We start from the raw sequence: 11,813 nt of genomic DNA, 5'->3' as shown, positions 1-11,813 counted from the left end.
ATGCGCGACGACATCAAGAAGATCCTGGCGTTGGATACCTCATCGGTGGTTTCCGTCGCGTGCGTGACTGTGAGTGCTGAAGGCGCTGTGAGTGCTGAAGGCTCTGTGGATGCTGAAAGCGCCGTGGATACGCAGCACGTTGCGGGCGTTGAGGTTATTGCGGAGGCCGTCACGGATTCCACGACCCGGCACGCCGAAGACCTCATCCCCGTGTGCAAACAGTTGCTCGCCCAGGCCGGGTGGGAACGCCCAGACGCCGTCCTAGTCGGGGAGGGGCCAGGCCCCTTCACGGGTCTGCGGGTCGGGATCGCCGCCGGCCAGACCCTCGCCTTCGCGTGGGGTATAGAAGCCTACGGCGTGTGCTCGCTCGACGGGCTCGCCGCCCAACTGCTGGCTGAAGGCAACCTCGCTAGCGTTGCTGAGTCCAGCCCTGCTGAAGCAACCGTTGCCGCGGCAGGGCAAGAGCCAGCAACCGCTGCCGCAACAGGGGAAGAGCCGGGCGAGGACGCTACGGCAGGAAGCGGCCCGGTGCTGACAGCGGCGCTGGATGCCCGCCGTCGTGAGCTGTATTGGGCGACCTACGCCCGTAACGGGGCGCGTGTCGATGGCCCGCACGTGACCAAGCCGGACGAGCTACCGGCCGCTTATCCGGTAGGTGGAGCCGGGGCGGGTGTTCGCGGGGAAGAGCTAGCCGAGGCGGGTATCCCGGTGCTCTCCGGAGCCGAAACCTCGCCGGTATCCGCGGCCTATCTGGCCCGCGCCTGGTATGCCGCTGGCATGCCAACCGCCCCGCCCGTCGCGCGGTATTTGCGCGAATCTGACGCGGTGGTCCCGGCTGCGATGCAAGGCCGCCAACGATGAGCACCGACTTAGCCCCCGCTACCGAAGCTGAGCTGGCGCGAGCCCCGGAAGGCTATATCGTGCGCCAGCTGGATGCGGGCGATGCCGCGGAACTCATGCCGCTCGAAGCCGAACTTTTCCTGCTGGACCGCTGGGATGAACGCATGATGCGCGAGGAGCTTTCCCACCCCGAATGGCGGCAATACTGGGGCGTGGCCGAGCTGGGTGCTGGCGCGCTGATCGCGTATGCGGGCCTGCAATACAGCCCGCATATCGCAGATATTCAGACCATCGGGGTTGTGCCGGAGCATGCGGGCCGCGGGGTCGCGCGGTATCTGATGTGGCTCATGGAGTCCCGGGCGCGTGACTGGGGCGCGACCCACATGATGCTCGAGGTCCGCGCTTCGAATGAGCGCGCGATCCACCTGTATCACCGCAACGGGTTTGAAGAGATCGCCCGCCGCCGCGGATACTATCCAGGTGGCGCGCCCGGCCACCCGAGTGCACCCGGCAAGCCGAGTGCCGGCGAAGACGCCCTGATTATGCAGAAAGACATCCGAGGGAAGCTATGAACACCGTGAAACCTGAGGCCCTCGATACCCCAGGGGGCTCTGCAGCTACAGTTTCAGGCCCGGTCGTTCTGGGTATTGAGACCAGTTGCGATGAGACGGGCGTGGGCATCGTCCGCGGAACCACGCTACTTGCTAATGCGGTTGCATCCTCGGTGGATGAGCACGTGCGTTTCGGCGGAGTGATCCCGGAGATCGCTTCGCGCGCCCACGTTGAAGCGATGGTCCCGACGCTGCGTGCTGCTTTAGAGACCGCGCAGCTTAGGCTCGATGATGTTGATGCGGTCGCCGTGACAGCTGGACCTGGCCTGGCTGGTGCGTTGATGGTGGGTGTTTCTGCCGCGAAAGCGCTCGCGTTAGCTACCGGCAAGCCGCTGTACGCGGTCAACCATTTGGTTGCGCACGTTGGGGTCGGTGTGCTCGATGGTGGAGAGCTACCTCCGAACCTCGGCGCGGTGCTGGTTTCGGGCGGCCACACCGAGATCCTCAAAGTGGATTCGCTGACTGCTGACATCACGATGCTCGGGTCAACTATCGATGACGCCGCGGGGGAGGCCTACGATAAGGTCGCCCGCCTGCTGGGGTTGAGCTATCCGGGCGGACCCGTGATCGACAAGCTGGCGGCCCAAGGCAACCGGAAAGCGATCCGCTTCCCGCGTGGACTCACAACGGGCAAGTTCATGGGAACCGCGGAAGAACCGGGGCCGCGCCGCTATGACTTCAGCTTCTCCGGACTGAAGACCGCGGTAGCACGCTATGTTGAGCACTGCGAAGCAACCGGGGAAGAACTCGTCATCGAAGACGTGTGCGCCTCGTTCCAGGAAGCCGTCGCGGACGTCATCACATCCAAAGCCGTGATGGCGTGCCGAGAACACGGGCTCACAACACTGCTTCTGGGTGGCGGGGTCGCCGCAAACTCACGCCTGCGCGAACTGCTAGCCGCCCGCTGCGCCTCCGCCGGAATCCAGTTACGCATCCCACCCTTTTCGCTGTGCACCGACAACGGCGCGATGATCGCCGCACTCGGCGCCCAACTCGTGATGAACGGCGTAGAACCCACCGGAACCGACTTCGGAACCGACACCTCACTACCCGTCAGCACAGTGTCGATGAAAAGCGCAGTGTCCATGAAAAACACGGTGCCGATGAAAAGCGCGGCGTCCATGGAAGGTACAGCGTCGATGCGGGCGGGCGGCCAGGCCGACTAGGCCGCGCCGTCCTGTCAGCGCCACCGGCGTGTTAGCGGTCAAGCGAGGCGTGCAGGCGCTGCGAGTTATCCTGCACAACCGCGGCTAAGTCGCCGCCGTTGGCCTCAGCCACGTTGCGTTGCTGTTCGTATTCGCACGGCTGCTGCATCATCGTCGTGATGTGGTTGAGTTCCTCAGCGCAACCGAGGCGTTCAGCGATCGGAGCGAGCCGTTCAACATCTTGAGCGATCTGATCGGTCACCAGCAGCTCATCACCAGCCGAATTCAGGATGATGATCGCTTCACGGCCGTAGCGGGCCGCACGCCACTTGTTCTCGACGCGGAACCACGGCGTCATGACCGGGATGTCCCATCCGGCATCCAGGGCGTCCGACATCTCCGTGACGAGGCACTGGGTGTAGGCGGCGACCGCGGCTATGTCATCCAAATCCGGGAGCCCATCGCAAATCCGCATCTCAACGGTCCCGTATTTAGGGACCGGGCGGGCATCCCACCGGATCTCATCCAAAACATCCACCACGCCCGTGTGCAGCATATCCGCAACATAGGACTCATATTCGAACCACTGAGAGAAATGGAACGGCAGCCCCGCGGTGGGCAACTGCTGGAACATTAACGATCGTTGCGAACCGTAGCCGGTGTCAGCCCCACCCCAGAACGGCGAAGAGGACGTCAACGCTAAAAGGTGCGGCTGCTTATTGATCAGACCATCAACGATCGGCAGGACCTTATCCCGGTGATCGATCCCAACATGCACGTGCACGCCGTAAATGACCATCTGCCGGCCCCACCACTGGGTGCGATCAATCAGGGTCGCGTAGCGGTCCTTATCGGAAACCTCTTGCAGGGTCGGTTCCGCGAAAGGGTGGGAGCCTGCGCAATACAGTGAAGTGTTGAGCGGATCCAAAATATCGCTCACGTCACGCGCCGTGGAAGCGAGATCCGCGACTGCATCGGATACCGTGTGGTGCACGCCGGTCACGCACTCGACCGTGTTCTGTAGCAGCTCGCGCGTGAGCCGCGGCGCGCCGTCCGGGTGGTTGATGCGGCCCTGCTGACCAAGCTCGTCAAGGATGCGTGGGGCTTCCGGGCGCAAATCCCCGGTGTCGCGATCTACGAGCGCGATCTCCCATTCGATCCCCAGGGTCGAGGGCTCTGACGGGGTGAATTCGATGCCCATAGGTCTCCTCGCATCGGTGGCGTGCAATTAGACGATCATACGGCGGAGCCGGGGATGAGCTCACATCCGAAGACGATTCGTTGCTTCCCGATGCGCGTGAGCACAAGCGTTGCTGAGCCGTCGCCGTGGCCTTTGCCCAGCAGAATCGTGCGCAACTCTTCCGGTGTGACGTCCAGGCCGCGCTTTTTGATGGTGAGCTGCCCGATGCGGTTGTCGCGTACCCAGCTGCGCAGCGCCTTGATCTTGTAGGGCATGACCATGTCGATGCGGTAGCTGTTGGCCAGCGGGGTCGCGGAGGCGGTGTCGCCGGTGAGGTAGGCGATGTGCGGGTCAAGCCCGGTCGCCTCAAGCTGTACGGCCAGATCGGCTACGAGCCCGGCGCGGATGACTGCGCCGGCAGGTTCGTGAAGATAGGTTCCGTACGTGGCTGTGTCTGAGAGGACGGGAAGTGACAGGTTGCTGTCGGTTTCGATTATGGGCACATCCTCGCCGAGCGCGAGAGCATCTGAATCCAGGTCGGGGTGGGCGGCACTCGAGGTCAGTTCTGCAGTCTGATCGTCCTTCAACACCAGCGCGGCCCTCCGCACCTGCGCCCGCCGCGCCTCGTTAAACCACAGCGTGGCTTCGACCACGCTGCCGTTGTGCTCAACCCACTGCGCCTCCGCGGTCTCAGGGATCGATTCGTGCGGGATCCCAGGCCCGAGCTTGACCCCCATCGGAAGCCCACGGTCAGCCAGTGTCTCCACGAAAGACAACGGGGGAGAGAACGCTTCAGGGTTCCAGCGGCGGCGCGTGCCCGAAGTCGTGGTTTCGCGGCGTGCAGGGTCCATCCATACCGCATCGGCGGCAGAAATATCGGCTTCCTCAGCGAGCCCATGCACCACCGTGACGTTAGGGAACGGAGCGGTGTTCACGGTCGCCGCGGCTGCCGTGACCTCGTCGGCCTCGACCGCGGTCACATCGATTCCCAGCGCGGCCATCGCCATCGCGTCCGCACCCAAACCGCAACCGAGGTCCGCAACGTGCCCCACACCGGCATCGCGCATCCGGCCCGCATGGCGCGCAGCAACAGGTAGGCGGGTTGCCTGTTCGAGGCCCGCCTGCGTGAGAATCATCCGCTCAGCGAATGGCCCGAACTTAGCCCGAGCCTTGAAACGTAAGGCAAGCTGATGCACGACGGCGGAAACCAGGCCCGCTGGATGCCCGGCCTTGCGCAGGCTCAAGGTCAGCTCGGTTGCTAACTTCTTGGTCGCAGCCTGATCCGGGGTCAGCTGGGAGAGCAGCTCTTGGCCTTCAGGTGTGAAGGCCGCGGCGACCGGCTCCGCCGGGTTAGACGTGATGGAGCCTTCTTTTTTGCTGGATGCCATGCCTCCAGCTTGTCACGAATGTGCCGGAATGCGGCGTAGGGGAAACGAGGAGGTGATGGCGGCGAGGTGCGGCAGGGCGAGGTGTAGCAGAGCATCGGGTGGGGTAGTAGAGGGCGTGGCGAGCACGCTCAAGGCGAACAATTGGCACTCATCTTGACCGAGTGCCAGATAACTTCCTAAAGTGGAAGACATCAGCACTCGGAAGCCGAGAGTGCTAAATCCGAGTGCGCAAGCCATCAGCTGCTTCCGGTCGACACCCGCGACGACGCCCGGAGGACGCGTTGTATGGCCCGTACACCTACAGGTCTATTACGCAAAGGAGAGGTCCCATGTCGATCTCTATCAAGCCCCTCGAAGATCGCATCGTCATCCAGCAGCTCGAAGCCGAGCAGACCACCGCTTCCGGCCTGGTGATCCCAGACACCGCCAAGGAGAAGCCTCAGGAAGGCAAGGTTGTTGCCGTTGGTGCAGGCCGCGTGGATGACAAGGGCAACCGCATCCCAGTGGACGTCCAGGAAGGCGACGTCGTGATCTACTCCAAATACGGCGGCACCGAAGTCAAGATCGGCGGCGAGGAATACCTCGTTCTGTCCGCTCGTGACGTGCTCGCAGTAGTCGAGAAGTAACCCTTCCCGGTTTCTCACAACTCTTGATCTAGCGGCCTCCCGTAACCCGGTTGAGGCTATGAAGGAGTAAAACGAATGGCAAAGCAGCTTGCGTTCAATGACGCGGCGCGCAAGGCCCTCGAAGCCGGCGTTGATCGCCTGGCGGACACCGTCAAGGTCACACTCGGCCCGCGCGGGCGCAACGTGGTCCTCGACAAGCAGTGGGGCGCACCAACCATCACCAACGACGGTGTGACCATCGCTCGCGACGTCGAGCTCAAGGATCCATACGAGAACCTGGGTGCGCAGTTGGCTAAAGAAGTAGCCACCAAGACCAACGACATCGCCGGTGACGGCACGACCACCGCAACCGTTCTGGCGCAGGCCCTGGTCAAAGAAGGCCTACGCAACGTTGCGGCAGGTGCTGCACCAGGTGAAATCAAGCGCGGCATCGAAACCGCAGTCGAGGCCGTTGAGGCCCGCCTGCTGGAGAACGCGCGTGAAGTTCAGGACGAGAACGTCGCCCACGTCGGCGCGATCTCCGCGCAGTCCGATGAGGTCGGCGAGCTCCTGGCAGAGGCGTTCAAGAAGGTCGGCACCGACGGTGTCATCACCATCGAAGAATCCAACACGACCCAGACCGTGCTGGATGTGACCGAAGGCATGCAGTTCGATAAGGGCTACCTCTCGCCGCACTTCGTGACCGACGCTGAACGTCAGGAAGCAGTCCTCGAAGACGCTTACGTGCTGATCAATTCTGGCAAGATCTCCGCTCTGCAGGACATCGTTCCGTTGCTTGAGCATGTCTTGAAGGAATCCAAGCCGCTGTTTATCATCGCTGAAGACATCGAAGGCGAAGCGCTTTCGACCCTCGTGGTGAACAAGTTGCGCGGAACCCTCAACGTTGTTGCCGTGAAGGCCCCGGGCTTTGGCGACCGCCGCAAGGCGATGTTGCAGGACATCGCGATCCTCACCGGAGCCCAGGTAGTCTCCCAGGACCTCGGCTTGCGTCTGGACCAGGTTGGCCCAGAGGTGTTCGGTAAGGTCCGCCGCGTGACCGTGACCAAGGACAACACGACCCTGGTCGACGGTGCAGGCGATGACGAAGAGGTGGCCGCACGCGTAGCCCAGATCAAGGCAGAGTATGAGAACTCTGACTCCGAATGGGACAAGGAGAAGCTCCAGGAGCGCCTGGCTAAGCTCGCCGGCGGTGTTGGCGTCATCAAGGTTGGTGCCGCAACCGAGGTTGAGCTCAAGGAACGCAAGGCACGCATCGAAGACGCCGTGTCCTCGACCCGTGCAGCGCTTGAGGAAGGCATCGTCGCCGGTGGCGGTACCGCGCTGGTCGATGCGCTCCACGTGCTCGATGAAGACGAGAACCTCAAGGCATTCGAAGGCGACGCCGCAACCGGTGTTGACATCGTCCGCCGCGCCCTGGTGACCCCGGTCAAGCAGATCGCAGCCAACGCAGGCTTCGATGGATCCGTCATCGCAGCGAAGGTCTCTGAATCCCCAGCCAACCACGGTTTCAACGCCAAGACAGGCGTCTATGAAGACCTGCTGGCAGCTGGCGTGATCGACCCAGTCAAGGTGACCCGCTCGGCACTGCGCAACGCGGCATCGATCGCAGCGCTTGTGCTGACCACTGAAACCCTGGTTGTGGATAAGCCAGCCGAGGAAGACGAAGACTAAACCCTTCCTCCCGGCCCGGCGCAACCGGCTCAAGCGCTAGCCACAACACCAGCGTGAAAGCCGGCCGAAAGATCTGGTGGCCCGCCCGAGACGAACTCGGGCGGGCCACCGCCGTTTAAGTTGTACACATCACGGCCTTGCCCGCAACAACGCGCGACACTCTAAGATGGACACAAACCATCACCTGCCGTTGAAAGGTGCGTCCGTGAGCTCAAGCGATGACTTCAACCCATTTGCCTTCGAAGGCCTCACATACGATGACGTCCTGCTGTTACCAGGGCCAACCGATGTGATCCCTTCCGAGGCGGACACGACCACACAGCTGACCCGCCGCATCGACATCAAGGTGCCGATCATCTCCGCCGCGATGGACACCGTGACCGAGGCGCGGATGGCGATCGCGATGGCGCGTCAGGGCGGCATGGGGATCATCCACCGCAACGTATCCATCGACGATCAAGCACGCCAGGTCGATACGGTCAAGCGTTCTGAATCCGGGATGATCAGTGACCCGGTCACCGTCAGCCCTGAAGCCACGCTCGCTGACCTCGATGCGCTGTGCGCCCGCTACCGGGTCTCCGGCCTGCCGGTGGTGGATGAGGAACGCACCTTGCTCGGCATCATCACCAACCGTGACACCCGTTTTGTGCCGCGCGCTGATTGGCCAAGCATCAAGGTCTCCGAGAAGATGACCCCGATGCCGCTCGTCACGGCCCCTGTGGGCACCACGCGTGAGAAGACGCTCGAGCTGCTGGCTCAGCACCGCATCGAGAAGCTTCCGTTGGTTGATGACCGCAATAAGCTCATGGGCCTCATCACCGTCAAGGACTTCGATAAGGCCGAGGATTATCCGCTGGCAACCAAGGACGACGAGGGCCGCTTGCGTGTTGGCGCGGCTGTCGGTTTCTTTGGCGAGGGCTATGACCGTGCGATGGCGTTGGTTGATGCCGGCGTGGACGCGCTGGTGGTGGATACCGCGAACGGGCATTCCCAGGGTGTTCTGGACATGATCGCTCGCCTCAAGAAGGACCCTGCCGCAGCTCACGTGGATGTGATCGGCGGGCAGGCTGCAACCTATGAGGGCGCGAAGGCGCTCATCGACGCTGGCGCGGACGCGATCAAGGTGGGCGTTGGCCCGGGCTCGATCTGCACAACCCGCGTTGTTGCCGGCGTTGGTGTCCCGCAGGTCACCGCGATCTATGAGGCATCCAAGGCAGCACGCAAGGCCGGTGTCCCGTTGATCGCCGATGGCGGCCTGCAGTACTCCGGTGACATCGGCAAGGCGCTGGTTGCTGGCGCTGACTCGGTCATGCTCGGCTCGCTACTGGCCGGAACCCAGGAATCCCCAGGCGACCTGGTGTTCGTCAACGGCCGCCAGTTCAAGAGCTATCGCGGCATGGGCTCGCTCGGTGCGATGCAGACCCGCGGGAAGAACACCTCGTATTCGAAGGACCGCTATTTCCAGGCCGATGTGCCAAGTGATGAGAAGCTCATCCCGGAAGGCATCGAAGGTCAGGTCCCGTACCGCGGCCCGCTCGCCGCGGTTGTGCATCAGCTTGTGGGTGGCCTGCGGCAGACCATGTTCTATGTGGGCGGCCACACGATCGCCGAGCTGAAGGAGAAGGGCAAGTTCGTCCGCATCACCGCAGCTGGCCTGAAGGAATCGCATCCGCATGACATCGCGATGACGGTCGAGGCCCCGAACTACCGCCGCGGCTAAGGAACAAGCCCACAGGGCTTGTTACCGCACGCTTTCAACCCTGTTACCGGTGGTGGCCCCTGAGCTGGGGCCGCCACCGTTATTTAAGGGCTTTCCCGCTGGGCTGTTGATAGCCTTGGATCGTGACTAGCGAGATTGAGATCGGCCGTTATCGTCGCGCCCGCCGCGCGTATTCCCTCGATGATGTGGCAATTGTGCCGAATCGTCGTACACGTGACCCGGAGGACGTGTCGACCAGGTGGCAGATTGACGCGTTCACGTTCGATGTGCCGTTCATGGGGGCGCCGATGGATTCGGCGATGTCACCTAAGACGGCGATCGCTTTGGGCAAGCTGGGCGGCCTAGGGGTTCTGAACCTGGAAGGTATCTGGACCCGCCACGAGAACCCTGAAGCGGTGCTCGAGGAGATCGCCTCGCTTGAATCGGCTCAGCAACGCGGCTCCAACCCGAAGGTGACTCGCCGCCTGCAGGAACTGTTGGCGGCCCCGATCCGTCCTGAGCTGATCCATGAGCGCCTAGCGGAGATCCGTGAAGCCGGGGTAGTGGTTGCTGGTTCTTTGACGCCGATGCGCACCCAGGAGCACTACCGCACGGTGCTTGAAGCTGGCGTGGATCTGTTCGTGATCCGCGGGACCACGGTATCGGCAGAGCACGTGTCTGAGGGCCGTGAACCGTTGAACCTCAAGCAGTTCATTTACGAGCTCGACGTTCCGGTGATCGTGGGTGGGGCTGCCGGCTACACCCCGGCGTTGCACTTGATGCGCACCGGGGCGGCGGGTGTTCTGGTTGGTTTCGGTGGCGGCGCTACCGGCACAACCCGCCGTGCGATGGGCATCCACGTACCGATGGCGACCGCAATCGCCGATGTGGCTGCGGCACGCACCGCGTACCTGGATGAATCCGGTGGCCGCTACGTGCACGTCATCGCTGATGGCGGCGTCTCGACCTCGGGTGACATCGTCAAGGCTTTGGGCTGTGGTGCTGATGCCGTGATGTTGGGTACCGCCCTGGCTCGTGCCGAGGAAGCGCCCGGTCACGGCTGGCACTGGGGCATGGAGGCCGCCCACGAACGTCTGCCGCGCGGAGACCGCGTGTTTGTTGGCACGGTTGGCCCGCTCGAACAGGTTGTCTACGGGCCATCGCATCACACGGACGGAACCTCGAACCTCGCCGGAATGCTGCGCTCCTCGATGGCCACGACCGGTTACGTGGACCTCAAACACTTCCAGCACGTCGACATGGTGCTGGCCCCATACAGTTCCTAGTCCGTACAGCTGCCAGTCCGTACAGTTGCCAGTCCGTACAGCTGCCAGTCAGTACAGCTACTGGTCAGTACATTTCGCTGGTGGGCTTTCTCGCGGTCGGCTACGGCTAGTGCGCGCCGGCGATAGCGGCGCCGAAGAGGAAGAACCCGAAGGCCAGCGCAGGCCGTAGCGCGGAGAGTTCGGACGCTCCCGAGAGCGTAACGCCTAAGATCGCGACATTGCCGGTCATGTTGCCGGGGAAGACGCGCCCGAGCGCGAGGAACCCGATCGCGTCGATGATTCCTGAGCTGAACGTGAGGATCAGCATGTGCGCGATGTGACGTCTGCGGATAGAGATGGGCACGGCTGGATTCTAACAATGGTTCTTTGTTTCTCGGCGGCTGTGGCGTGCGGCGCAGACACAGGCGCGGGCGCGCGTTTAAAGCCTCGTACGGGGTGCTCGATAAGATAAGGGGCGTGTTCAAGACTGCGCTTCAACCTAAATGGCTGGCACTGCTGCTTGCGTGTTTGGTGGTGTCAACCGGGTTCGTTTGGCTCAGTAAATGGCAGTTTGAACGGGCCATGGACTACGCGCCGACCACGCAAGAGAAGTCAGAGACAGCGGTCCCGCTTGAGAGCCATTTTGAGCCGGGCAAGGACATGACTCACGCGGACGCTGATCAAATCGTGACGATGAAGGGCCGCTACATCGAAGGCACGCAGGCTTATGTTCAGGACCGGCTCTTTGAGGGCGAGCAGGGGTTCTGGGTTGTTCAGGCTTTCGAGGTCGACGGTGTCTCTGATGTGATGCCGGTTGTGAGGGGGTGGCAACCTGGCGAGACGGAGGTGCCGCCTGCCACGGACGCAACCGAGGTGACCATCACGGGCCGTTTATTGCCATCTGAAGCGCCGATCGCTTCCGGCCGCTCGGCAGATATGCATGGTCTGCCGGTCTTGAAGGACGTCTCGGCGGCCCGTTTGTCGAACATGTGGAACCGGGATGCTTATGCCGGTTTCGTGGTGGTGTTTGAACAGAGCCCGGACGATGTCAAGGCCGGGGTAGATGAGCTGAAACACGTGTATGTTGCGCCGGGGTATTTGCAGGAGAACCGTTTGAACTGGCTCAACGTGTTCTATGGCGTTGAGTGGGTTGTGTTCGCTCTGTTCTCACTGTTTGTGTGGTGGCGCCTGGTTCGCGATGATTATCAGAACGAATTGAAGTTTGAGGCCGAGATGGCTGCCTGGCAGAAGCGGCAGGATGCCCGCGTTGCACAGGCTCAGGCTGAAGCGCGGCAGCGGCTCGCAACCGAAACCCAGCCGGAGGCCGGGACAGGCGATGATTCAGCGCCGGGTGTTGCTGGGCCGGAAAGTAGAGAGAACGGGTAGAG

At 62.6% G+C, this 11,813-nt stretch carries 11 protein-coding genes; 8 read left to right on the top strand and 3 right to left on the bottom strand.

What is annotated here, in order from left to right; genetic code table 11:
- The 3 genes from tsaB to tsaD are packed head-to-tail and all read left to right on the top strand — an operon-like array spanning position 1 to position 2,617.
- Positions 1-861, top strand: a complete 861-nt coding sequence (tsaB, locus tag J2S67_RS06595; RefSeq protein ID WP_310247435.1) for a tRNA (adenosine(37)-N6)-threonylcarbamoyltransferase complex dimerization subunit type 1 TsaB — start codon at positions 1-3, stop codon at positions 859-861.
- Complete coding sequence (rimI, locus tag J2S67_RS06590) at positions 858-1,412, top strand: ribosomal protein S18-alanine N-acetyltransferase (RefSeq protein WP_310247432.1); 555 nt, start codon at positions 858-860, stop codon at positions 1,410-1,412. The genes tsaB and rimI overlap by 4 nt, the downstream gene beginning before the upstream one ends.
- Positions 1,409-2,617: a tRNA (adenosine(37)-N6)-threonylcarbamoyltransferase complex transferase subunit TsaD gene (gene tsaD, locus J2S67_RS06585; protein WP_310247428.1), complete on the top strand. Its 1,209-nt coding sequence runs from the start codon at positions 1,409-1,411 to the stop codon at positions 2,615-2,617. The genes rimI and tsaD overlap by 4 nt, the downstream gene beginning before the upstream one ends.
- A 31-nt stretch (positions 2,618-2,648) precedes the next feature.
- Here tsaD and J2S67_RS06580 read toward each other — a convergent pair whose 3' ends face one another.
- Together J2S67_RS06580 and J2S67_RS06575 are read right to left on the bottom strand one after the other, a co-directional pair.
- A complete protein-coding gene (locus tag J2S67_RS06580) occupies positions 2,649-3,797 on the bottom strand; it encodes a glutamate--cysteine ligase (protein ID WP_310247425.1) in 1,149 nt (382 codons plus the stop codon).
- Between the two features lie 35 nt (positions 3,798-3,832).
- Entirely contained in the window at positions 3,833-5,164 is a 1,332-nt protein-coding gene (locus J2S67_RS06575; RefSeq protein ID WP_070508139.1) for a class I SAM-dependent methyltransferase, read from the bottom strand.
- Between the two features lie 329 nt (positions 5,165-5,493).
- Here J2S67_RS06575 and groES point away from each other — a divergent pair, with 329 nt between their 5' ends.
- The 4 genes from groES (at position 5,494) to J2S67_RS06555 (ending at position 10,446) form a co-directional block, all read left to right on the top strand.
- The gene (groES, locus tag J2S67_RS06570) at positions 5,494-5,790 is read left to right on the top strand and encodes a co-chaperone GroES (RefSeq protein WP_035754342.1); all 297 of its coding nucleotides are present in this window, start codon (positions 5,494-5,496) and stop codon (positions 5,788-5,790) included.
- Between the two features lie 75 nt (positions 5,791-5,865).
- The gene (gene groL / locus J2S67_RS06565) at positions 5,866-7,461 is read left to right on the top strand and encodes a chaperonin GroEL (RefSeq protein ID WP_035754340.1); all 1,596 of its coding nucleotides are present in this window, start codon (positions 5,866-5,868) and stop codon (positions 7,459-7,461) included.
- A 205-nt stretch (positions 7,462-7,666) separates the two neighbouring features.
- Complete coding sequence (gene guaB, locus J2S67_RS06560) at positions 7,667-9,181, top strand: IMP dehydrogenase (RefSeq protein ID WP_370977523.1); 1,515 nt, start codon at positions 7,667-7,669, stop codon at positions 9,179-9,181.
- A 122-nt stretch (positions 9,182-9,303) separates the two neighbouring features.
- Positions 9,304-10,446 (top strand): GuaB3 family IMP dehydrogenase-related protein, encoded by a 1,143-nt coding sequence (locus J2S67_RS06555; RefSeq protein WP_070491053.1) that lies wholly within the window; start codon positions 9,304-9,306, stop codon positions 10,444-10,446.
- A gap of 106 nt (positions 10,447-10,552) precedes the next feature.
- Here J2S67_RS06555 and J2S67_RS06550 read toward each other — a convergent pair whose 3' ends face one another.
- Positions 10,553-10,789 carry a YoaK family protein gene (locus J2S67_RS06550; RefSeq protein WP_310247418.1) on the bottom strand — a complete coding sequence of 79 codons (237 nt, stop codon included), beginning with the start codon at positions 10,787-10,789 and terminating at the stop codon, positions 10,553-10,555.
- 113 nt (positions 10,790-10,902) lie between these two features.
- On the opposite strand from J2S67_RS06550, the gene J2S67_RS06545 reads away from it, so the two are divergent.
- The gene (locus tag J2S67_RS06545; protein WP_070491049.1) at positions 10,903-11,811 is read left to right on the top strand and encodes an SURF1 family protein; all 909 of its coding nucleotides are present in this window, start codon (positions 10,903-10,905) and stop codon (positions 11,809-11,811) included.
- Positions 11,812-11,813 lie beyond the last annotated feature (2 nt).

Source organism: Pseudoglutamicibacter albus, assembly GCF_031458175.1.
In the GTDB taxonomy this organism is placed as follows: Bacteria; Actinomycetota; Actinomycetes; order Actinomycetales; family Micrococcaceae; genus Pseudoglutamicibacter; species Pseudoglutamicibacter albus.
Note: the sequence above shows the minus strand (reverse complement) of the source record. Positions and strands in the feature narration are given on the sequence as shown.

What these genes read in the sequence shown, in the direction of transcription:
- tsaB (WP_310247435.1), top strand. Translation starts at nt 1, where the DNA reads ATGCGCGACGACATCAAGAAGATCCTGGCGTTGGATACCTCATCGGTG.
- rimI (WP_310247432.1), top strand. Translation starts at nt 858, where the DNA reads ATGAGCACCGACTTAGCCCCCGCTACCGAAGCTGAGCTGGCGCGAGCC.
- tsaD (WP_310247428.1), top strand. Translation starts at nt 1,409, where the DNA reads ATGAACACCGTGAAACCTGAGGCCCTCGATACCCCAGGGGGCTCTGCA.
- J2S67_RS06580 (WP_310247425.1), bottom strand. Translation starts at nt 3,797, where the DNA reads ATGGGCATCGAATTCACCCCGTCAGAGCCCTCGACCCTGGGGATCGAA.
- J2S67_RS06575 (WP_070508139.1), bottom strand. Translation starts at nt 5,164, where the DNA reads ATGGCATCCAGCAAAAAAGAAGGCTCCATCACGTCTAACCCGGCGGAG.
- groES (WP_035754342.1), top strand. Translation starts at nt 5,494, where the DNA reads ATGTCGATCTCTATCAAGCCCCTCGAAGATCGCATCGTCATCCAGCAG.
- groL (WP_035754340.1), top strand. Translation starts at nt 5,866, where the DNA reads ATGGCAAAGCAGCTTGCGTTCAATGACGCGGCGCGCAAGGCCCTCGAA.